At 70.5% G+C, this 20,198-nt stretch carries 20 protein-coding genes, 1 tRNA gene and 1 pseudogene; 12 read left to right on the top strand and 10 right to left on the bottom strand.

The features are described from left to right. Positions 1-214: 214 nt before the first annotated feature. The gene (locus NRB56_RS31115; RefSeq protein WP_153347881.1) at positions 215-1,747 is read right to left on the bottom strand and encodes an MFS transporter; all 1,533 of its coding nucleotides are present in this window, start codon (positions 1,745-1,747) and stop codon (positions 215-217) included. A 75-nt stretch (positions 1,748-1,822) separates the two neighbouring features. Between NRB56_RS31115 and NRB56_RS40285 the strand changes: the two genes are divergently transcribed. Next, positions 1,823-2,242, top strand: a complete 420-nt coding sequence (locus tag NRB56_RS40285) for an NUDIX hydrolase (RefSeq protein ID WP_319943790.1) — start codon at positions 1,823-1,825, stop codon at positions 2,240-2,242. On the opposite strand, the gene dinB is transcribed toward NRB56_RS40285, so the two are convergent. Further along, on the bottom strand, positions 2,239-3,453 hold the full coding sequence (dinB, locus tag NRB56_RS31105; protein ID WP_153347880.1) for a DNA polymerase IV: 1,215 nt from the start codon (positions 3,451-3,453) through the stop codon (positions 2,239-2,241). The genes NRB56_RS40285 and dinB overlap by 4 nt on opposite strands. A gap of 197 nt (positions 3,454-3,650) precedes the next feature. Further along, positions 3,651-4,418 carry a PE-PPE domain-containing protein gene (locus tag NRB56_RS31100; protein ID WP_153347879.1) on the bottom strand — a complete coding sequence of 256 codons (768 nt, stop codon included), beginning with the start codon at positions 4,416-4,418 and terminating at the stop codon, positions 3,651-3,653. Positions 4,419-4,857: 439 nt separating this feature from the next. On the opposite strand from NRB56_RS31100, the gene NRB56_RS31095 reads away from it, so the two are divergent. The 4 genes and pseudogenes from NRB56_RS31095 (at position 4,858) to NRB56_RS31080 (ending at position 7,554) form a co-directional block, all read left to right on the top strand. Beyond that, positions 4,858-5,235, top strand: a complete 378-nt coding sequence (locus tag NRB56_RS31095; RefSeq protein ID WP_153347878.1) for a hypothetical protein — start codon at positions 4,858-4,860, stop codon at positions 5,233-5,235. Positions 5,236-5,365: 130 nt separating this feature from the next. After that, a complete protein-coding gene (locus NRB56_RS31090) occupies positions 5,366-5,935 on the top strand; it encodes a hemerythrin domain-containing protein (RefSeq protein WP_319943789.1) in 570 nt (189 codons plus the stop codon). Positions 5,936-5,971: 36 nt separating this feature from the next. Next, a pseudogene (locus NRB56_RS31085) lies at positions 5,972-6,121 on the top strand (heme-binding protein); the annotation flags it as partial. A gap of 221 nt (positions 6,122-6,342) precedes the next feature. Next, a complete protein-coding gene (locus NRB56_RS31080; RefSeq protein ID WP_194291052.1) occupies positions 6,343-7,554 on the top strand; it encodes a lipoprotein LpqH in 1,212 nt (403 codons plus the stop codon). A 43-nt stretch (positions 7,555-7,597) separates the two neighbouring features. Here NRB56_RS31080 and NRB56_RS31075 read toward each other — a convergent pair whose 3' ends face one another. Beyond that, positions 7,598-8,758 (bottom strand): epoxide hydrolase family protein, encoded by a 1,161-nt coding sequence (locus NRB56_RS31075; protein WP_319943788.1) that lies wholly within the window; start codon positions 8,756-8,758, stop codon positions 7,598-7,600. Between the two features lie 61 nt (positions 8,759-8,819). Between NRB56_RS31075 and NRB56_RS31070 the strand changes: the two genes are divergently transcribed. From NRB56_RS31070 to NRB56_RS31060, 3 genes are all read left to right on the top strand, one after another. Continuing rightward, positions 8,820-9,782: a helix-turn-helix transcriptional regulator gene (locus tag NRB56_RS31070; RefSeq protein WP_153347874.1), complete on the top strand. Its 963-nt coding sequence runs from the start codon at positions 8,820-8,822 to the stop codon at positions 9,780-9,782. A 148-nt stretch (positions 9,783-9,930) separates the two neighbouring features. Then, positions 9,931-9,999, top strand: a tRNA-OTHER gene (locus NRB56_RS31065). A gap of 25 nt (positions 10,000-10,024) precedes the next feature. Beyond that, positions 10,025-12,337: a hypothetical protein gene (locus NRB56_RS31060; RefSeq protein WP_153347873.1), complete on the top strand. Its 2,313-nt coding sequence runs from the start codon at positions 10,025-10,027 to the stop codon at positions 12,335-12,337. Positions 12,338-12,365: 28 nt separating this feature from the next. On the opposite strand, the gene NRB56_RS31055 is transcribed toward NRB56_RS31060, so the two are convergent. Continuing rightward, on the bottom strand, positions 12,366-12,578 hold the full coding sequence (locus tag NRB56_RS31055) for a hypothetical protein (RefSeq protein ID WP_153347872.1): 213 nt from the start codon (positions 12,576-12,578) through the stop codon (positions 12,366-12,368). Between the two features lie 168 nt (positions 12,579-12,746). Here NRB56_RS31055 and NRB56_RS31050 point away from each other — a divergent pair, with 168 nt between their 5' ends. Continuing rightward, complete coding sequence (locus NRB56_RS31050; protein WP_153347871.1) at positions 12,747-13,724, top strand: esterase/lipase family protein; 978 nt, start codon at positions 12,747-12,749, stop codon at positions 13,722-13,724. A gap of 65 nt (positions 13,725-13,789) precedes the next feature. On the opposite strand, the gene NRB56_RS31045 is transcribed toward NRB56_RS31050, so the two are convergent. The 4 genes from NRB56_RS31045 to NRB56_RS31030 form a co-directional block, all read right to left on the bottom strand. Beyond that, positions 13,790-14,431 carry a GntR family transcriptional regulator gene (locus NRB56_RS31045; RefSeq protein ID WP_153347870.1) on the bottom strand — a complete coding sequence of 214 codons (642 nt, stop codon included), beginning with the start codon at positions 14,429-14,431 and terminating at the stop codon, positions 13,790-13,792. Positions 14,432-14,465: 34 nt separating this feature from the next. After that, positions 14,466-15,374 carry a hydroxymethylglutaryl-CoA lyase gene (locus tag NRB56_RS31040; protein ID WP_153347869.1) on the bottom strand — a complete coding sequence of 303 codons (909 nt, stop codon included), beginning with the start codon at positions 15,372-15,374 and terminating at the stop codon, positions 14,466-14,468. After that, positions 15,371-16,588 carry a CaiB/BaiF CoA transferase family protein gene (locus NRB56_RS31035; protein WP_153347868.1) on the bottom strand — a complete coding sequence of 406 codons (1,218 nt, stop codon included), beginning with the start codon at positions 16,586-16,588 and terminating at the stop codon, positions 15,371-15,373. Before NRB56_RS31035 ends, NRB56_RS31040 begins: the two co-directional genes overlap by 4 nt. Before the next feature lie 127 nt (positions 16,589-16,715). Further along, a complete protein-coding gene (locus tag NRB56_RS31030; protein ID WP_153347867.1) occupies positions 16,716-17,657 on the bottom strand; it encodes an aldo/keto reductase in 942 nt (313 codons plus the stop codon). Between the two features lie 25 nt (positions 17,658-17,682). Between NRB56_RS31030 and NRB56_RS31025 the strand changes: the two genes are divergently transcribed. The 3 genes from NRB56_RS31025 (at position 17,683) to NRB56_RS31015 (ending at position 19,543) form a co-directional block, all read left to right on the top strand. Next, positions 17,683-18,336: a TetR/AcrR family transcriptional regulator gene (locus tag NRB56_RS31025; RefSeq protein ID WP_194291051.1), complete on the top strand. Its 654-nt coding sequence runs from the start codon at positions 17,683-17,685 to the stop codon at positions 18,334-18,336. Positions 18,337-18,519: 183 nt separating this feature from the next. Further along, positions 18,520-19,089: a TetR/AcrR family transcriptional regulator gene (locus NRB56_RS31020; protein ID WP_319943787.1), complete on the top strand. Its 570-nt coding sequence runs from the start codon at positions 18,520-18,522 to the stop codon at positions 19,087-19,089. A 1-nt stretch (position 19,090) separates the two neighbouring features. After that, positions 19,091-19,543, top strand: coding sequence for a DUF6640 family protein (locus NRB56_RS31015; protein WP_153347864.1), 453 nt, complete (start codon positions 19,091-19,093; stop codon positions 19,541-19,543). Between the two features lie 18 nt (positions 19,544-19,561). On the opposite strand, the gene NRB56_RS31010 is transcribed toward NRB56_RS31015, so the two are convergent. Next, positions 19,562-20,110, bottom strand: a complete 549-nt coding sequence (locus NRB56_RS31010; protein ID WP_153347863.1) for a helix-turn-helix domain-containing protein — start codon at positions 20,108-20,110, stop codon at positions 19,562-19,564. Between the last annotated feature and the right edge of the window lie 88 nt (positions 20,111-20,198).

The raw sequence follows: 20,198 nt of genomic DNA, 5'->3' as shown, positions 1-20,198 counted from the left end.
CGAACCGACCCTACCGACCGATTCCGGGCGCCCGGATATGCGCGGGAGGCCCGCGTCCATCGGGAGGCGGGCTGTCGCTGGACGGCCGCGACTTTCACGGCCCGCCCGATCCCCGCCGTGGTGACGGATCAGTGGAGCCACGAAAAGCCCTTGCGCGCAACGAAACCGGTGTCCGACCGGCCGCGAAGGGCAGCCCGAACCGGTCCCGGTGGAGTCAGGACCGGCCGGTTCGAGGGTTGTCGCCCCAGCGATCCTGTGCCGGTACCCGGTCCAGCGGCGGTGCGGCGATGGAGCAATGGGTTTTGCATTGTGGCGCGGCGCTTTCCGGTGCGGCACGCAAGGTGTTGTCGGAGACGGTCAGGGTGGTGAGGGCGGCGCCGGCCAGCATGGTGATCGCGCAGGCCACGATCGCGTGGTGGAAGCCGGATGCGAAAAGGGCCGGGTCGGTATAGGCTTCGCCGCCGAGGCCGGCCAGTGGCGGAACGGCGGCGACGCCGAGCAGGCCGGCGGCGCGGGCAACGGCGTTGTTGACGCCGCTGGCGATGCCCGCGTGCCGGGGGTCCGCGGAGGCCAGCACGGTGGCGGTCAGGGGCGCCACCATCGCCGCGAGACCCAGCCCGAACACGAACACGGCCGGCAGCACCGTGCCCGGATAGGTCGAGGTCCGGCCGACGCGCAGCATCAGCAGCATGCCCGCCGCGGCGACCACCAGCCCGACGGTCATCGGGATGCGGGGGCCGATCCGCTGGGCGAGACCGCCGGCGGGCGCGGACAGCAGCAGCATGACGACGGTGACCGGCAGCATCGCCGCGCCCGCGACGATCGGCGAGAAGCCCGACACCACCTGGAGGGTGAGGGGCAGCAGGAAGAACACGACTCCCATCGCCCCGTACACGACGAAGGTCACCCCGTTCACGGCGGTGAACTGCCGCGAGCGGAACACCTGCGTCGGCAGCATGGGCTGCGGGCCGGTGGTGTCGTGCGAGCGTCGTCGTTCGACGACGATGAACCATGCCGCCGCACCGACCCCGGCTACCGTGGCGAGGAGCACCAGCAGACGGTTCGCGGTATGGGTCGGCGCCTCGGTCAGCGCGTAGGTGATACCGGCCAGGGCCGCCGCCGCGAGTGCCGCGCCGAGCACGTCGAAGCGGCCCCGGGCGCTGTCGTCGGAGGTCTCGGGCACGTGCCGGGCGGCGACGGCGATCACCAGCACGGCCAGCGGCAGATTCAGCAGGAAGACCCAGCGCCAGCCCGCCACGTCGACCAGCCAGCCACCCAGGAAGGGCCCGGCCGCACCCGCGATCCCGCCCAGTCCGGACCAGGCGCCCACCGCGCGGGGCCGGTCGTCCGGCGTGAAGGACGCCTGGATGATCGCCAGCGCGCCCGGGGTCAGCAGCGCGCCGCCCACACCCTGTAGCGCCCGCGCCGCGACCAGCATCGGAATGTCTTGCGCCACAGCGCACAAGGCGGAGGCCAGGGCGAACCACACCACCCCGATCAGGAACACCCGCCGCCGCCCGAACCGGTCGCCCAGCGATCCGCCGAGGAGGACGAATCCGGCGAGGGTCAGCGTGTAGGCGTTCACCGTCCACTGCAATCCGGCCATCGACGCGCCGAACTCGGAGCCGATCCGGGGCAGTGCGACGTTCACGACGGTGGCGTCCATCATCGCCATCCCGGATCCCAGAACGGTGGCGAGCAACACCCAGCGCCCGGCGGCGGTCGACAGCCGAATATCGGAACTCATGCAGGCATCGTCGCATCGGGCGACCGTGCAGCGGGGCAACGGTGGGCGAATTCCGCCGGACGGTACGCTGCCCGGGTGCGCAGCGAACCCGTGGAGCGGCTCATCGACACCGTGGCCTGGGTGCGCATCGAGGAGGGCCGCATCCTGTGCGCCCGGCCGCGCGGCAAGGACGTCTTCTACATCCCCGGCGGCAAACGCGAACCGGGCGAATCGGATCTGCGGACGCTGCTGCGCGAGATCGACGAGGAGTTGACCGTGGCGCTGCTGGCCGGCACCGTCGCGCATGTCGGCACCTACGACGCGCCGGTACCCGGCGAACCCGGAACGCTGGTCCGAATGGCTTGCTACACCGCCGAATTCACGGGCACGATCGCGCCGAGCAGTGAGATCGACGAGATCGCCTGGTTCCGTTACGCGGACCGGGACCGGGTTCCGCCGGTGGACCGGATCCTGTTCGACGACCTGGTCGGGCGCGGCCTGCTCCCCCGCGATTAGTCCGGCAGGATCGGCACCGACAGGCCCTCACCGCGACCGAGCAGGGCCGCCCGGGTCACGGTGCCGGCGCCGAACCGGTCCCGCAGCCGGTCCAGGGTGGCGTCGAGGGTGGCCTCGGGCCGGGGGCCCAGTGGCAGGGCCAGTTGCACGGCTTCGGCATCGTCGAGGTTGGTGAGCGACAGGCCGATCAGGGTCAGGCCGCGGTCCCGGATCGCGGGCAGCACGCCGGACAGCAGCGCGCGGGCCGTGCGCAGCAGGGTCGCGCCGCCGTCGGTGGCCTCGCGCAGCGTGTGTGAGCGGGTGGCGCGGGTGAAGTCGCCGAAACGCAAGCGCAGCACCACCGTTCGGCACACTCGGCCCGCGGCGCGCAGCCGGTGGCCGAGGCGGTCGCTGAGTCCGGCGAGATACGCGTCGATCTCGTCGGCGGACCGTGGCCGCTGCCCGAGGGCACGCTGCGCGCCGATCGACCGCCGGCGGCGGCCCGTGTCGACCCGCCGCGGGTCCCGGGCCCAGGACAGGGCGTAGAGGTGTCGCCCCGCACCCGGTCCGAGCATCGACATCAGCGGACGTTCGCCCAGCGCGGCGAGTTCCCCGATGCGGGTGATGCCGTACTCGTGCAACTTCGCGGACGTGACCGCGCCGACGCCCCAGAGTCGTTCCACCGGTAGCGGATGCAGGAAGGCCAACTCCCGGTCCGGCGGAACCACCAGCAGCCCATCGGGTTTCGCGACCGCGCTGGCGACCTTCGCGAGAAATTTGGTGCGCGCCACTCCCACCGAGATGGGCAGTCCGACCTCGCGGCGCACCCGGTTCCGCAGTTCGGTCGCGATCCGTTCCGGCGTGCCGTCGATCCGCCGCAGGCCGCGCACGTCCAGGAACGCCTCGTCGATCGACAGCCCCTCGACCTCGGGGGTGGTGTCGCGGAAGATCTCGAACACCGCCTTGCTGGCGCGGGTGTACGCCGACATCCGCGGTGGCACCACGATCGCCTGCGGGCACAACTGCCGGGCCTGCCGGGCGTTCATCGGCGTCCGCACCCCGAACGCCTTGGCCTCGTAGCTGGCGGCGAGTACGACCCCCGCGCCCACGATCACCGGCCGGCCGCGTAGGCGCGGGTCGTCGCGCTGCTCGACCGACGCGTAGAACGAATCCAGATCGGCGTGCAGGATCGCCGCACCCGTCGTGTCCGGCGTCGTCGCACCCTCCGTCATAGAACATATGTTCGCATACCCCGGCTCCGGGCGACCGGGCTCCCGCGGGAGAAAACGGTCGAGCTGTCGCCCGGGGCCTGCCGGGCGGCCGGGCGCGTGCCGCGTCACCCTTGGGCGGGCCGGGTCGCTCCGGGCCGCCGGGCGCGTGCCGCGTCACGCTCGGGCGGGCCGGGCCGCTCCGCCAGGGGCGCGCCGCGTCACCTTCGGCCGTGCTCGTTCAGGACCGCGGCCAAGCGTGACAGGTAGCCCCCGGCGATGTAGGCCGCGTTGTGCTGGCCGGTCAGATATCCCCGCACGCCGTCGGCGGCGGCCTGGTAGCGCTGCCAGGTCCGGATCGGATGCATCCACCAGTTCGGGTCGCCCGGCTGCCATCGGTTGTCGCGCAGCCTCGTGATCAGATCCTCGGTCCAGCCACCCAGTTCCGCGAAGGAGAACGCGCTCATCGCGTCGGCCACGTTTCGCAACGGGGAATCCGCTGGGCAACAGGTGATCACGTCCAGCCGGTTCGCGCTCTCGACGTGCGGGTGCGGTGGATCGAACCGCACCCGGCCCGCGATCCCGAAGCCGATCGAATCCGGCTCGATCGAATCCCCTTCGCGCCGTAGCGGATTGGCGACACACGCGGTCCAGGCCACCTCGCAGTCGGGAAATTCGCCGTGCGCCTGCGCCTCCGCGAACCGGGTCACCACCTCGGCGCCGAGCGAATAGCCGAGGATGCCGACGGGATTCACCGCGGCCCGGATCGCCTGCGCCAGGTTCGCGACGCCCTGGCGGACCGACTCGGCCTCCGACGGCCCGAGCGAACTCCCCTCCGGCCCGGCCGGTCCCACGGAGGCCGGATAGGGCAGATCGCCGATGAGCGTGTACGCCGCCGGATTCAGCTCGGCGGTCACGTAGGACAAGAGATTTCGGGTCCCGCCCGCCGGCTCGGCCGTGCCGCGGCACGTGATGACATCCACCGTCATGGCCGATCCTCTCGCCGGGTATCACGGCGCGCCCGGGAAGAACCGAGCGGCGTCGCCGGCGACCGTCTGCGGTGACCGGTCCTCGTCACGGTAACGGCCACGGCGCGCGACCGTTGCCGAAACCGGCCCGGAAGAAGTTCCGAACAGCGCACTATCGGCGTGTCGGAGCCGGGATGGATTCCGAGTGGCATTGCGCGAGAGGTTATTTGCCGCGCCGTCGGTCGGAGCGTCGCCCGCCGAGGCCGGGTACGCCGCGCGTGTCGACCGGCAAACCCCAACTGCCGCCGCTAATTCGGGTTCTGATCACCGGCGGTGGCCGAGGACGGGTCGCCCGTTCGCCGCAACCGGTTCCGTTGTCCCGGAGCATATTCGCGGCGGGGCCGTGGTCTGCCCGGAAACCTGCTCGCGCCGGACGGCGAAGGCCCTGTCTACTGGGGGCATGGTCATGGGATGGGTGCAGGTCGCGATCGTTGTCGTCGTGATCGGGGCGCGGTTGCGGGCGGCGGGATGGCTGCTGGTGGCGGGGGTACTGTTCACCTTCGGGCTGCTGCCACTGGCCTTGCTCGGCCCGCTGGTGGCCGACGGTTTCCTGGCGCCGCACGCCGCCTGGCCGTTGCTCGTCGTGGCCGACGTCCTGCTCCTCATCAGCGCGCTGACCTTCCCGGACGGCGGCGACAACGGCCCGCTCAGCCCCATCCTGAGCGAGGCCGCCGCGAGCTCTCCACTGGGGAACCGGGTCGCGACGGCCGGAATCCTCACCGGCGCCGCCTACGTGACGGCGCTGGTCGTGCTGACCGTCTGGACCGTGGTCGGCTGAGACCACGACCGGCGCGGCCCCCGGCCGACGGCGCGCCTCGGCGGTATGTTGTCGTCGGCTCATCCGGATCGGCGGACGGCCGCCGATCCGGATCCGGCACCGATCTGACATGCGTTGCCCGGGAGGAATTGTGGATATCGCCCAGCTGATCCTCGACGACCACCACGAGCAGCGCCGGCTGTTCGCGATCCTGGAGGAGATCGATCGCGCCGACACCGGCGTGCTCACCGCGATCTGGGACAGGTTGTCCGCCTTCCTCGAACTGCACGCGCAGGCGGAGGAGGACATCTTCTACCCCGCGCTGCTGCAGGCCGGGATCGCCGCTCGCCGGACGGCCGGGGTGGAGGACGAGACGCTCGACGCCATCCACGACCACAACGAGATCCGGGACGCGATCGCCGAGGTGGGCCGGCATCGGGTCGGTACCGACGAGTGGTACGCGGCCGTCGCCGCGGCGAACGCGGCCAACAGCGACCACATGGCCGAGGAGGAACGTGAGGGCCTCACCGACATCCGTCGCCTGACCGGCCTGCCGCGCCGCCACCAATTGGCCGTCGCCTTCGCCGCTTTCGAGGCACGCAACTATGCCGGCGTCGAGCCGGTCGACAAGGATCCCGAAACCTATGTCCGTGCGATGGAAGGCGATCCGCTGGTCACCACGTGCGGGTCACTGCGTGTCGGCAGCCTGAAGCGGCCCTGAACCAGGAATCCGCGGTCGGATGTCCGAGCCCCGGACGTCGCTATCCCGTATGCCGGCGGGCTGCTGGTGACCGAGGGCGCGGTGATCCTCGGCGCGATCGGCGCCTCCGGAGCCCATGCCGCACAGGACGAGGAGGCGGTCCGCTTCGCGGTGACCCGCTGGCACGAGCACCGTTCCGGGATATAGTGAAACCGGTGCCTTTCGGCCGAATCCGCGACACCGGTGCGCCGGTACCCGATCGGGGCGGTGATTGCTGAGCGGCGCCGGACCACTGATCGATCGGACGCTCATCCGCCGCACAGAGGGGACCTGCCGCGATGCGCTGCGCCGGGGTGCCGACGACCGTACTCGGTACCGTCCTGATCATCGCCGCCGCGATGGTAACCGCTTGCGGGAGCGGCGATTCCGTGAAACCCGCGTTGAAGGCGGGACCGGCCACGGAAACGACCACCACCACCACGATCGCCCCGTCCGGTACCGCGCAACCCGCCACGCTCCCGTTTCCCGGCCTGCAACAACCCCGAGGCCTGGCGGTGAGCGCCACCGGTGACGTGTTCGTCGCGGACCGCACCGAAGGAGTACTCGGATTGGCTTCGGGCGCAGACAAACCGGTCCCGGTCATCTCCGCCGGTCCGGGCAGCCCCGCGAAGGTGGCCCTCGACACCGCCGGAAACCTGTACGTCACCTACGGACTCGGCGTGGGCAAGGTGCTGAAGGCGATTCCCGGATCGGACACCCCGATCACCCTGCCGTTCACCGACGCCAACGCGCCCGCGGGCGTCGCCGCCGACGACGCGGGCAACATCTACATCACCGACGAATCCCTCGGCCGGGTACTGAAATTGGCGGCGGGCACCAACGCGCAGACCGTTCTTCCCTTTCCCGGCCTGGTCGCCCCGGCCGACGTGGCGGTGGATCACTCGGGCGCCGTGTACGTCGCGGACAGGCAGCGGGTGCAGAAATTCGCGCCCGGCGCGCCGGCCCCGACCGCACTGCCGTTGCCCGGACTCACCGCACCACAGGCGGTCGCGGTCGACGCCACGGGCAATGTCTATGTCGCCGACCGTGATTCGAACCGAGTGCTGCGACTGGCCGCCGGCGCCACCACCCCGACCGTGGTGCCCTTCGGAAAGCTCACCGCCCCTTACGGTCTGGCCGTCGACGCCGCCGGTGACGTGTACGTCACCGGCGACGACCGGACCGTCCTGAAACTGCCGGCGGCCCGCGCCGCGGTCGACGCCGCCGCGGTCCCCGGTTCCGCCGCCGCGGCGACCAGCGGCGCGCCCGTGATCCCCGGCCACGCCACCGTGATCCTCGACGGCGTGGATCAGCACGCGGGCGGCACCGTACAGTGCACCACCGCGGACGGTTTCGTCACCATCCGGATCAGCGGCAGCATGCTCGGCGCGAAGATCACCGCCGCCGACCCGCCGCAGGCCGAGGAGGTCACGGTCTCCGCCCTGGTCGGTGCGACCGAGACCTGGTCGTACAAGCGGGGTGTCGCGGGCGCGGCGACGGTGACCAGGTCGGGTACGACCTACCGGATCACCGGCACCGCGGCCCGCGCCGGATCCGCCACCACCACGAGGCCGTTCGAGTTCGCCGCGACCTGCCCGTAGCGGAAACCGCTCGGCCGCTACGGTATCGGCGAGGCCGACCGGCTCAGCGGCCACCCACCGAGCGGAAGAACTCCCGGATGTCGGCGACGAGTTCGACGGGCGCCTGCAGCGAGGCGAAGTGGCCGCCGACCGGATACTCGTTCCACCGGACGACGGTGTTCGCCCGCTCCGCGAGGCCGCGGACCGCGCGATCGCCGCGGAAGTTCGCGACCGCCGTCGGCACACCCGAAGGCGCGGGCTTACTGCCCCACGAGCTTCCGGACTCCCGGTAGAGCCGGGCGGCGGATCCGGCGGTGCCGGTCAGCCAATAGGTGGTGACGTCGGTCAGGACGATGTCGCGATCGACGGGCGCCTGATCGGTCGTGGTCGGGTCCCAGTCGACGAACCACTCCAGATTCCAGGCCAATTGGCCGGTCGGAGAGTCGTTGAGGGCGTACGCGATCGTCTGCGGCCGCAGGGCCATCTGGGTGGCGTAGCCGTTGTGCCCGTACCACCACATCTGGTTCTCGGTCACCTTCGCCCGGTCCGCCTCCGACAACTCGTCGAGTTCCCGGCCGGAGCCGGTGACGGTCGCGGCGTCGGCCAGCGCGTTCACGTGCACGCCGACGACCCGGTCCGGTGCGATCCGGCCCAGCGCCGGCGAGATCAGGCTGCCGTAGTCGCCGCCCTGGGCGCCGTAGCGGTCGTAGCCGAGCCGGCTCATCAGCTCGTCCCAGGCCCGTGCGATCCGGGGCACGTCCCAGCCGGTGTCGCGGGTCGGCCCGGAGAAGCCGAATCCGGGCACCGACGGCGCCACGACGTGGAACGCGTCCGACGGATCGCCGCCGTGCGCGCGCGGATCGGTCAGCGGCCCGAGGATGTCGAGGAAGTCGGCCGGCGTGCTGGGCCAGCCGTGGGTGAGGATCAGCGGGGTCGCGTCCGGCTCCGGTGACCGGACGTGCAGGAAATGCACTGTCTGCCCGTCGATTTCGGTGATGAACTGTGGCAGTCGGTTCAACCGCGCCTCGTGCTCGCGCCAGTCGTAACCGGTTCGCCAGTACTCGGTCAGGTCGATCAGGTAGTCGCGGTCGACCCCGTAGGACCAGCCGACGCCGGGCAGGGCGTCGGGCCACCGGGTGCGGCCGAGCCGAGCGTGCAACTCGTCGAGGTCCGCCTGCGGAACGTCGATGCGGAAGGGGGTGATCACGGAGGATGTCTGGGTCACCCGGACAGCATCCGGCGTATATAGGACGCGATCGGTCCTCGATGTGCGCGATGATCGGAACATGTCGCAAACCACTCCCGTCCGGCTGCTCCGCCTGCTGTCGCTGTTGCAGCGGCACCGGGACTGGACCGGCGCCGAGCTGGCCGAGCGACTCGACGTCACGACCCGGACCATCCGCCGCGACGTGGATCGGCTGCGCGAACTGGGCTATCCGGTGCACGCGGTGATGGGACCGGTCGGCGGATACCGGCTCGGCGCGGGCGCCGCGCTGCCACCGCTGCTGCTGGAGGACGACGAGGCGGTCGCCGTCACGCTGGGTTTACAGGCGAGCGCGACCGGCGAGGTCGTCGGCCTCGAGGAGGCGTCACTACGCGCACTGACCAAGGTGGAACAGGTGCTCCCGGCACGACTGCGGCACCGCGTCGACGCTCTCCGCGGCGCGGTGGTCGCGCTGCCGCCCCGCTACGATCCCGGCGCGCCGGTCGACGCCGACACGCTCACGGCCATCTCGGCCGCCGTCCGCGCCGCCGAGACCCTGCGTTTCGACTACCGCAGCCACAGCGGCGCCGAATCCCGCCGCAGCGTCGAACCCCACCGGATCGCGCACTGGAGCCACCGCTGGTACCTCGTCGGCTGGGACACCGGCCGCACCGACTGGCGCACCTTCCGCGTCGACCGGATGTCGCTGCGGACACCCAACGGCCCGCGCTTCGCCCATCGCCCGTCCCCGGACGGCGACGTCGTCGCCTACCTGCGCCGCACCATGGGTTTCGCCATGTGGCCGTATCGCTCCGTCATGCGTGTCCACGTCCCGGCCGAAGATCTCGCCGGCCGGATCGAAGGCATCGTCACTCCCATCGACGAGCGCACCTGCCGCCTCGAAATGGGTTCGGACTCCTACGCATTGGTCGCCCTGGTGGTCGGCATGCTCGACGTCGAATTCGAGGTCGAGTCCCCGCCGGAATTGGTAGCGCACCTCCGCGCCCTCGCCGAACGGTTCACCCGCGCCGCGAATCCGCGGTGAGCGGGTCACCGTTGCGCGGAGAACCGTTGCGGCAGCGCGGATCACGGGTCGGCGCGCGCTCTGCCGGATTCCCGGGGAAGCGGATCCCGATGTCGGCTAACATCACAATGCCACACGGCGCGGGCCGGTGCCCGCCGCCGTGTCGGATCCTGGTGTAGCTCAGCGGCAGAGCACCCGGCTGACCGGGAGGGCGCGAGTTCGACCCTCGCCGCCAGGGCAGATCGGCCCTTTCGGAGGATTCGTTGTCTGATCAGGTGTTTCGCGACGGCCCGGCGCAGTACGCGATCGGGCAGCTGGAGCGTGCGCTGGAGGCCGCGATGCGGGCGGACGACAGCGCGGCACGCGAACGGGCCCGGCAGAAGGCGCGACGCTGGCGAGATGTGCTGGGCGGCATGGCGTCCGGGGCCGTCACGATCGGCAGCCGCACACCCGTCGCGGACCTGCTCGCCTGGGTGACCCTCGAGGTGGCGCACGGCGGTTTCGCCACCGGCCGGGCACGATCCGAAGCGCCGTTGAGCGCGGCCGAAGCCGACCTGGTCACCCGGCTGCCAGCCGAGGTGCCGGGTGCGACGGACCGGGAACGGCTGAATCTGTGGTACCTGGGTGACGCCGGCCGGGCCGAGCTGCTGAGCTCGATCGCGAACGGCCGCTACCGGATCGAGCTGCCCGAGGACGCGGCGCTCGCCGTCGTCGCCTTGCTGCTGCACCACGGCTTCCCCGAACAGGCGCTGGATCTGATCACCGCCCTGCGGCCGTTCCTGGCACGGTTGCGCTTCACCCCGGTCATCCCCGCCGCCGCCCGCCCGGCCGGTCCGACGGTGCGGGTGGTGTCGGCGGCCGCAGCCGCGGCCACGCTGCGGGCGGTCACCACGCCGGAACAGCTCACGGTCATGCGCACCACGGTCGATGTATGGACGCCCCTGTACGACCGCCTGGTGCGGCTGTGGTGCGACTCGGTCGACGGCGACCTCCCGCGCCTGGACGACTCCGGCGCGGTATGCGGTGGATGGCCCGGCCGGATCCGGGGGGCAGCATGGGAGGACGACCGCATCTACTGGCTGATCGACTTCGGCGCCGCTCGCCGCGACCACAAATTCCGCGGACGGCACGCACACCGCAAGAGCAACTTCACCCGGCTGCACGAGGCCCTGCTCGACTGCGCCGACCTCGGCCCCCGGCAGCTCGGCCGGGTCCGCCGCGCTCTCGCCGACACGATCACCCGGCACGGCGAACCCGGAAGTGCCGCACGCGAATCCGCACGACTCGCGCAGACCGAGGCCGTGTCCGGGCCGCTGTTCGCCGATTACGCGGCAGTGCTGGCGGCCCGGCTGGATCGCGTCCCCGGCGACGGCGGGCTGCCCTCGCCCGACCCGATCACCGCCCTCGTCTCGGCCGCGGAGGCGGCGACCTCCGGCCCGTCCGTCACGCCCGGTACGGCGATTCCGCAACACCTGCGGGACAAGGCCTTTCGCGCGCTGGAGGCGCCCGTCGACGAGCTGATCCGGCGCGGGGTCATCCGCTCCGGCGAGGCGCTCGCGGACGTCCTCCCCCAACTCACCGCGCGACTGCTGTTCGCGGACATCACCGACCCGGTGGTCGCGGAGCTGGCCGAACAGCTCTACACCGCCTACCGCGGGCGGCGCAGCCTGCTGCTGACCGGCCTGCGGGGACAGGTGAGTCCGAAGGAGCTGCCCTGGTTCACCGCGCTGAACCCGTTGCGCCCCCACCGGAACGACGCGGGACCGCAGGCCGCCGCCCGCGCGCTGCTGCGGGAGCTGACCGTCCTGGCGATCGAATCGTTCCCGCACACCCCGCTGCCCAACCCGCTGATCAGCGAATTCCACACTCTCGCAGAGCGAGCGGGCCTGGAACTCCCCCTGGTCGAGGAACTCGCGGCGGACATCTTCACCGGCGCCTTCACCGAGAAATGGCGCGCCGCCGCCCACACCGCGAGCCGGACCCTGAACGGCACGCTGTACCAGGCGTATTACGACCTGCCCGCGCCGTCGGCATGGAACATCCAGAACCACAACGCCGTTCGCTGGAACCGCGTGATCGCCCCGGAGTTCGCCACCCGATGCGAGCAACGTGCCGCGGAGGCCGGCACCGGCGGAGGCCACGTGGCCCGCAACGGAACGGTACTGGAGCAGAGTCAGATCCTGACCACGCACAATCTGGCCGTGCTGGTCGACGCGCTCGACCTCGACGACCGCCTCCGCGCGATCGCCCCGGCAGCCGCGCGTCGCGCTTTCGACCGGATCCTGCGGCGACTGCGCCCGTCGGCCCACGGCCACGCCGCCCTCATCCAGGTGAAGAACGCCGCCTACGCCTGGCGACAGGCCGTCTTCCTGCTGAGTTACTGCGACGAGCCCACCCAGCGCGCCGAACTGCGCCGAATCTCCGAACAGGCCAACGCATCCCGGCTCGCCCCGGCCGTCACGGGCCTGGCGCACATCCTCGCCGGCGGCCGCTTCACCCCGGACGGCCGCACCCCCGACGGCCTCGGCCGCCGATTCCTCGGCTGGTCCGCGGGACCCCACTGGTACCTCGACTGAACGCGCCCTGCGCCGCCGTTTTCCGCCCTCACCGCTGGAGCCCCGGAACGCGGAGTTCGTCGGCAGCGGCGCTCGCCGGAACGCGCAGCACCGCCAATTGGCCCTCGACCAGTTGTTCCAGCAATTCGCGGAGTTCGTCGGCGCGGTCGGCGGCTACCCGGCACAGCGTTGTCCCGTGCACGAAACTGGTCGCCTGCTCGTAGGCGACCGAGTGGACTGCCGGCCAATCCGGATGCAGCACATCAACGATTTCGATTGCGCGCGGCGCTCATCGCCTACGACAGCACGGGCCACGCGGCGCCGCTGGTCCCGATGCCGCTGTCAACCTTCACAGCACCCGCTGGGGAAATTTTACATGTCTGCCCGAAAGGCCGTCGGGGACTTCGAATAGCGTGCGATATTCCTCGACATGATTGGCCTGAACAAAGTTTCCGGACGGACTCGGGGACTTGTCACCCTCGGCGCCGCTTTCGCCGCGCTGATTCAATGCGGCAACTATTCCGCCGCGCATGCCGACCCGGCACCCGCGACACCGTATCCGGTGCCGTACAACTTCATCGTCGACGCCGCGTTCGCCGCACTGCGGAACATCGGGGGTTCCGCTCCCGGCACCAACAACTGGACGTGCAAGCCGTCGGCCGAGCATCCGGAGCCGGTGGTCCTCGTGCACGGATTCCTGGCGAACCGCAACGACAACTGGCAGACCCTCGGACCGCTGCTGGCGAACAACGGTTACTGCGTCTTCGCCCTGACCTACGGCAACGACAACGGGGGTTCGTCGGCGGGGCTCGTCGGCGGCCTCGCTTCCATGGAGTCCAGCTCACACCAGCTGGACGCCTTCGTGGACAAGGTGCTCGCCGCGACCGGCGCGAGCAAGGTCGATATCGTGGGGCACTCCGAGGGCGCCACCATGCCGTACTGGTACATCAAGATGGACCACGGCTCGGAGAAGGTCGCGAAGATGATCGGCCTGGCCCCGCTGGTGCACGGTGTCGGCATCGCGCCCGGCGCGAGTACCGGTTCGAACACCGGCTCGGCGAACGGCCCTGCGCTGGCGGAGTTTCCGGCCACCTCGGCGTTCATGCAGCAACTCGACGCGGGTGGCATCACCGTGCCGGGCGTGGCCTACACCCAGCTGGTCACCCGGTTCGACGAGGTGGTGATTCCGTATACCAGCGGCATCATCGCCGAACCGGGCGTCACGAACATCACGGTGCAGGACCAGTGCCCGCAGGACTTCGCCGACCACCTGTCGATCAACTCGGATCCCGCCGCCGCCGCCGATGTGCTCAATGCGCTCGATCCCGCTCACCTGCAACCGATTCCGTGCACGCTGGTGCTGCCGGCGGTCGGGGCGGTGGGTAGCGGTTCCGGTGGGTCCTCGTAGGCGGATGATCCGCGACCACTCGACACCGGACCGAGGCAGGCGCGGCGTCGGCGGGAACCGGATCCTCACCGGTTCGTCGTGGGCACCATCACCGAACGGGCGGCGAGGATGTGCGCCTGCATCAGCGCGTCGGCCCAGTCGCCGTCGCCGGCCCGGATCGCCGCGACCAGCTCCAGATGCTGGGCGGCGCTGATCCGGATGCGCTCGGGTGCGTATTTGTGAAAGGTGCGCGCTATCAACGGGATATCGATGATCCCCCGTAACTGGGTGCCCAGATGCCGGCTGCGGGCGGCCAGCACGACGGCGCGGTGGAAGTGATTGTTGAGTTCGGTGAGCTCGTCACGGTCGGCGTTCGGATCGGCGGCCAGTTCGGCCATCCGGGTGGCCGTGGCCTCGAGTTCGGCGATGTCCTCCGGCTCCCGGCGGGCCGCGGCCAGCCGGGCGGCCAGGCTCTCCAGCCGGGCCCGGATCTGGTAGAGATCCTCGAGTTCGAGCGCCGACCAGGCGGTGACCTGCGCACCGCGGTTGGGAGCGAATTCGACCAGACCCTCCGCCTCCAGGCGCCGCAGCGCCTCGCGGATCGGGGTCCGCGACACACCGAGTTCCTGGGCGAGTTTCCCCTCCCGCAGCCATTCGCCACGGTTCAGCCGGCCGGTGACGATGTCGTCCCGGATCGAGGTGTACGCGTTCGCTGCCGCATCCGCCATGGTCGTCTCCTCGCTGTGGTCCGGTCGCCCGAAACTAACCGACGGCGCCCGGGAAGCCGCCCGCACGGGGCAGTAGCGCCGGCAGCTCCTTGCCCAGCAGCATGGTCATCTCACCGCTGGCCGCGATGAGCGCCTCGAGGTCTAGCCCGGTCGGCTGCCCGCCGCGGTCGAGCAGGTACACCAGATCCTCGGTGGCGATGTTGCCGGTCGCACGCGGCGCGAACGGGCAGCCGCCGATGCCGCCGACGCTGGAGTCGAGGGTGTCGGCCCCGTGCGCGAGCGCGGTCCAGGCGTTGGCGTAGCCGGTGTTCCGCGTGTTGTGGAAGTGGAAGCGCAGGCCGGTATCCGGCCCGGTGATCGCCCGGGTGCGGTCCGCCAGCAGCGAAACCTGCGGTGGCACACCGACACCGATGGTGTCGGCGAGGCAGATCTCCTGCGCGCCCGCGGCGTGGGCGGCGGTGACGATGCGCAGCACCGCCGCTGGATCGACCTCGCCCTCGAACGGGCAGCCGAATGCGGTGCCGACCGTCACGGTGGCGAAAATCCCTGCGGCGCGCGCTCTTTCGATGATACCGGCCGCGATCCGGGTGGAGTCGGCGGTGGACATGTTCTGGTTGCGGCGGCTGAAGGTGTCGCTGGCGCACACGACCACGTTGATCTCGTCGACGGCCGCGTCGAGCGCACGGTCGAGGCCGCGGTCGTTGAGCACCAGCGCCGAATAGCTCACGCCCTCGACCCGGTGGATGCCGGCGAGCACCGCCTCGGCATCGGCCATGGCGGGCACCAGTTTCGGATGGACGAACGACGCCGCCTCGATGCGCCGCACGCCGGCGTCGGCGAGCAGATCGGCGAACCGGATCTTGTCCGCGGTGGGTACCAGCACCGATTCGTTCTGCAGGCCGTCGCGCAGCGACACGTCGACGATCGTGGGTCCCGTGGTCATCGCGCCTGCCCTGCCTCGACGGATTGGGTTGCGCCGGTGGCGGTTCCGGTCTGCTCGGCGACGAGCTCGCGCACCTCGGCGTCGTGCTCGCCGTGCCGGGGGCCGCCCCAGCGGACCCGGCCCGGGGTGCGGCTCAGTCGCGGCGCGACCGCCTGCATCGGCACCGCGCCCAGCTCGTCGTCGGGCACCTCGACGATGCTGCGGCGCGCCGCGAACTGCGGATCCGCCAGCATGTCGGCGGCGACGTAGATGCTGCCGACCGGCACGCCGTGCTCGTTCAGGACCTCGAGCAGGTCCGCGGCGGTCAGCGTGCGGGTCCAGCCGGCGACCAGGTCGTCGAGTTCGGCCTGCCGGGCGCCGCGCGCGCGATGGGTCGCGTACTCCTCGGACTCGGCCAGTTCGGGCCGGCCCATCGCGGCGGCCAGCCGCCGGAAGACGGTGTCCTGATTGGCCGCGATGAGCAGCATCTTGCCGTCGGAGGTGGGGTACACGTTGCTGGGAGCGATGCCCGGCAGCACCGATCCGGACCGCTCGCGGGTGACCCCGGCGACGGCGTAGTCCGAAACCAGGGATTCGGTCATCGCCAGCACCGATTCGTAGATCGACACGTCCACCACCTGGCCCTGACCGGACCGGTGCCGTTCCTGCAGCGCGAACATCGTGCCCAGCGTCGCGTGCAGACCGGCCAGCAGGTCGCCCAGCGAGACGCCGAACCGGCTCGGCGCGGTCGCCGGATCGCCGACCAGGTAGCGCAGGCCGCCCATGGCCTCGCCGATGGACCCGTAGCCGGCCCGGCTCGCATACGGCCCGTCCTGGCCGTAGCCGCTGACCCGGGTCAGGATCAGGCCCGGGTTGAGCTCGCTGAGCACATCGAAGCCCAGTCCGAAGCGCTCCAGCGTGCCGGGGCGGAAGTTCTCGATCACCGCGTCCGCCCCGGCGGCCAGTCCGAGCACGAACTCGCGCCCCTCCTCGGTATGCAGATCGGCTGTGACACAGCGCTTTCCGCGACCGATCACGTTCCACGACAACGATCGGCCCCCGTGCACGACGCCCCACTCCCGCATCGGATCGCCGCGCTCGGGCTGCTCGATCTTGATGACGTCGGCGCCGAAGTCGGCCAGCAGCTGGCCGCAGAACGGCCCCGCGATGAGCTGACCGAGTTCGATGACCCGCAGCCCGGCGAGTGGTCCCTGCGGGCCTGGCGGAGGAGTCATGGGTTTCCCTTCTTCGGCGAGCGTGGCCGGCGCCACAGATATTGCATACAATCTTCCGCATCGAACCCGGCATATGTCAAGAAAATGCCGGTAAGTCCCAGAAATTGCATACGTATCCGGCCGAGCGCTACCCGATCAGGGCCAGACCCAGCCGCTTGCGGGCCTCGGCGTAGACGTCGGCCGGCAGTGGCCCGCGCGTGACCGTGGCGACGTTGGCCCGTAGGTGTTCGAGGTTGGCGGTGCCCACGATCGTGCTGGCCACGTCGGGGTGGCTGATGGTGAAGCGCAGGACGAACTCGTGGCGGCTCATACCGTCCAGGAGTTCGTCGAGCCGGGCGGCCTGCCAGCGATCGAGGGCCGACGGGCCCGACGCGCTGGGACTCAGCGGCTGCACACTGAAGTTCTTGTCCTCCGCCGTGGTGCCGCGGGCGGTTCCGCCGCGCACGATGACGCCCGCGCCGGCGTGGGCAGCGTCCGAGATCAGGGTGTCGTGTTCGGGTTGCAGGGCCGAATACGGGATCTGGAATTCGTCGAAGACGTCCATCGCGATATGTTCGGGCAGGTGGGGCAGCGTCCCGGACATACCGAGGAATCGCACCTTGCCCTCGGCGCGCAGCGCCTCGAGCGTTTCGATGGTTCCGCCGGTCTCCAGCTCGCTCCGCGACGGTGACAGGTGCACCTGGACGAGGTCGAGTCGATCGGTGCGCAGGCGCGTCAGGCTCTGTTCGACCCCGGCCCGGACGTTCGCGGCGCCGAAATCGTGCGTGTCGGGCATCGGCATGACGCCCGGCGGCAATGCCAGCGGGCAGCCGCATTTGGATGCCAAGAAGTATTCGTCGCGGCGAGCGCCGACGTGGCGGCCGATGAGCTCCTCGCTGTGGCCGTAGTCGATCGAGGTGTCGATGAGGTTCACACCCGAGTCGAGCAGTTCGTTCAGCAGTCGGCCGGCGTCGGCGTCGGGCAGGGCCGGACCGCTCATGAACTCGGCGCCGCGCAACTCCATCGCGCCGTAGCCCAGCACCGAGACCTCGGCCCCGGTTCGGCCGAGTGTCCTGCTCGGAAGAGTCATGGGTGTACTCCGTTCGATCGTTCCCGTGGATCACTATTACGGTACTTATGAGTTTCGAAACCGGCAAGTACTATATGTGGGAGGAAATCGGAGGTGTGAGGTGTCGGAGCAGCAGAGCCGTCCCGGTCGCAAACGTGATTCGTCGCGCGATGGCGCGATCCTCCAGGCGACGTTGGATGTCCTGGCCGCGGCCGGCTATGAGGGAATGACCACCGATATGGTGGCGGCCCGCGCGAACGCGAGCAAGGCGACGATCTATCGGCGCTGGCCCTCGAAGGCCGAACTCGTCGTCGAGGCGGTGGAGAGCCTGCGGGCCGAGCCGCTCGGCGACGCGCCTGACACCGGCAGTCTCGCGGGCGATCTCGCCGCGATGCTCGACACCTCCGGGAATGCCGCCGAATCCAGGAAGTTCAAGGTCGTGATGGGCCTGCTCTCGCTCCTGCCGCAGGATGCGGACCTCGCGAACGCCGTTCAGCGCCGGATCCTGGGGCCCCGCTCCGCGGCGATCCGGGTCGCCGTGGAACGCGAGCAGGCACGTGGCGGCATCGTCGCCGATCGAGACGCCGGACTGCTCGCCCTGGTCGTCATGGCGACGATTACCTATCGGCTGATCGTCACCGGCGAGCCCGTGGACCGGACATTCCTGACGGCCCTCGCCGACGGAGTGCTGAAGGGCTGACCCCCGAGCCGGCCGGTCGGATCGGACCGAATCATCGCGGCGCGAACTCGTTTCGCACAACACGCGAAGACACCTACCCGGACGAAGGTTGAGATACCGCGAAAGTTTCGATACAGTTTGTTTCGAAGTTATGAAACAGACTGTCGCAGAAGGGGTGTTGTGCGACCACTGGATCCACGCACGGTGCGCAGTCGGGACACCGCGCTCGCGGCGGCCCGGGAATTGCTGATCGAACAGGGATTGGCCGGGCTGACCCACGGTGCGGTCGCGGCACGGAGCGGGATCAGCCGCGCCACGTTGTACCGGCTGTGGGCCGAGCCCGCCGAACTGGTGCGAGCCACACTCACCCTGCACATCACCCGAGCGCAGTCGCGGCCGACGGGCGATCTGCGCGCCGATCTGCTGGCCGAACTCTCGGCGTCGCATGCGATGCTGCACGAGCCCGCCAGCGAGCAGGGGATGCGCGTGATGATCGAAAGAGCCGCCGTCGACCCGGCTTTCGCGGAGGCCAAGGAGGCGCTGTATCGCTCCGGCACCCGGGTGACGCGGGCCATCCTGACGGCGGCCGTCGCCCGCGGCGAGTTGCCGGCGAGCCTCGATGTCGACTCGGCCGTGGATCGGCTGTACGGCCCGATGTTCTTCCGGCGCTTGGTCGCTCATCGCACCTTCGATCTCGGCTATGTCCGCGATCTCGTCGACGACTTCCTGCGCAGCCATCGCGTCGAATCTCCACACCGGGAAGGGAACTCCTGAGATGACCGATCAGAGAACCGAAACAGCCACCGCCCCCAGACTTCTCGCCGTACTCGTCGCGATCGTCACCATGTTCGGTGCGCTGCTGGCGGATTTCGTCATCCCGGCGACCGCCGATCAGCACATGCGCAACGACGCGTGGCCGCCGCACGCGAAATTCCATGACGCCCAATACATCGTGATGTCGTTCCTGCTCGGCGGGGTCGCGCTGGCCCTGCTGGCGGCGCGCGGCGGCGGGGGCCGCTCGCGGCTGTGGACGGCCTGCGCGGTGCTGGCGGCGCCGTGGCTGGGCATGCTGGGCGCGATCCTGTTCCCGCGCACCGCGATCCAGGATCCCGAGTTCGACAATCCGACCATCGCGCGCCTGCATCCGCAGCTGCTGCTGGCCCTGATCCTGCTGACGCTGCTGCTCGTCGCCGTGCTGCTCCCCGCGCGGGCGATCCGGCGCCGCTGATCCGACGGCGGCTCGGGCTCAGCCGGATTCGCTCTCGACGGCGGCATCGTCCGGGAGATGGATGGTGCGCAGGATCCGCCGGGTGCGGCCCGGAGCGGGTTCGTTGGCCAGGCGCGGTGCCAGCACGCCGTACAGGTCGGCGAGGAAGTCCGTGAATTCGGTGTCGTCGAGCCACATTCCGGCCATCCGGTAGCCGACTCCGTCCCGGACGTAATCGATCTCGTCACGGTCGAGGTAGCGATCGAAATCGGCCATGACTCCGGCGATGTAGGCCATGAAGGCGCGGCGGTGCTCCTCGGTGCTCATCGTGGCGAGCCGGTCCGGGGTGATCTGCGCGGCGGCCTGCCGCAGCCGGTAGGTGCGTTCGACCGTGCCGCGGATCCGGCGCTCGGCGACCACCTCCAGGACGTCGGCGGCGACCAGGCGCGCGACGTGCCGATAGAGGCTGCCCGGCGGAACGTCGCCGAGTTCGGCGTTCAGCCCGCTCGTGGTCAGGGTCCGGTCGCCCAGGAACGCCTGCACGATCCGCAGCCGGACGGGGTGCAACAGGAGTTCGACGGAATCCATGATGCCGACCGTAGCAGTTATCGCTATCACTATTGATAATGTTCTCGAAGTTGGTAACAATGGTCCCCGTCGAACCTGGAAGGGGACC

Origin of the sequence: Nocardia aurantia (assembly GCF_009604425.1) — a bacterium.
GTDB classification, from domain to species: Bacteria; Actinomycetota; Actinomycetes; order Mycobacteriales; family Mycobacteriaceae; genus Nocardia; species Nocardia aurantia.
The sequence above is the reverse complement of the archived record's forward strand: the minus strand, read 5'-3'. Positions and strand labels throughout refer to the sequence as shown.

Bases quoted from the DNA above. Each gene is read 5' to 3' on its own strand.
- NRB56_RS31095 (WP_153347878.1), top strand. From the start codon at position 4,858: ATGGTCATGGGATGGGTGCAGGTCGCGATCGTTGTCGTCGTGATCGGG.
- NRB56_RS31035 (WP_153347868.1), bottom strand. From the start codon at position 16,588: ATGACTCCTCCGCCAGGCCCGCAGGGACCACTCGCCGGGCTGCGGGTC.
- NRB56_RS31045 (WP_153347870.1), bottom strand. From the start codon at position 14,431: ATGGCGGATGCGGCAGCGAACGCGTACACCTCGATCCGGGACGACATC.
- NRB56_RS31100 (WP_153347879.1), bottom strand. From the start codon at position 4,418: ATGACGGTGGATGTCATCACGTGCCGCGGCACGGCCGAGCCGGCGGGC.
- NRB56_RS31050 (WP_153347871.1), top strand. From the start codon at position 12,747: ATGATTGGCCTGAACAAAGTTTCCGGACGGACTCGGGGACTTGTCACC.
- NRB56_RS31030 (WP_153347867.1), bottom strand. From the start codon at position 17,657: ATGACTCTTCCGAGCAGGACACTCGGCCGAACCGGGGCCGAGGTCTCG.
- NRB56_RS31015 (WP_153347864.1), top strand. From the start codon at position 19,091: ATGACCGATCAGAGAACCGAAACAGCCACCGCCCCCAGACTTCTCGCC.
- NRB56_RS31010 (WP_153347863.1), bottom strand. From the start codon at position 20,110: ATGGATTCCGTCGAACTCCTGTTGCACCCCGTCCGGCTGCGGATCGTG.
- NRB56_RS31040 (WP_153347869.1), bottom strand. From the start codon at position 15,374: ATGACCACGGGACCCACGATCGTCGACGTGTCGCTGCGCGACGGCCTG.
- dinB (WP_153347880.1), bottom strand. From the start codon at position 3,453: ATGACGGAGGGTGCGACGACGCCGGACACGACGGGTGCGGCGATCCTG.
- NRB56_RS31115 (WP_153347881.1), bottom strand. From the start codon at position 1,747: ATGAGTTCCGATATTCGGCTGTCGACCGCCGCCGGGCGCTGGGTGTTG.
- NRB56_RS31070 (WP_153347874.1), top strand. From the start codon at position 8,820: ATGTCGCAAACCACTCCCGTCCGGCTGCTCCGCCTGCTGTCGCTGTTG.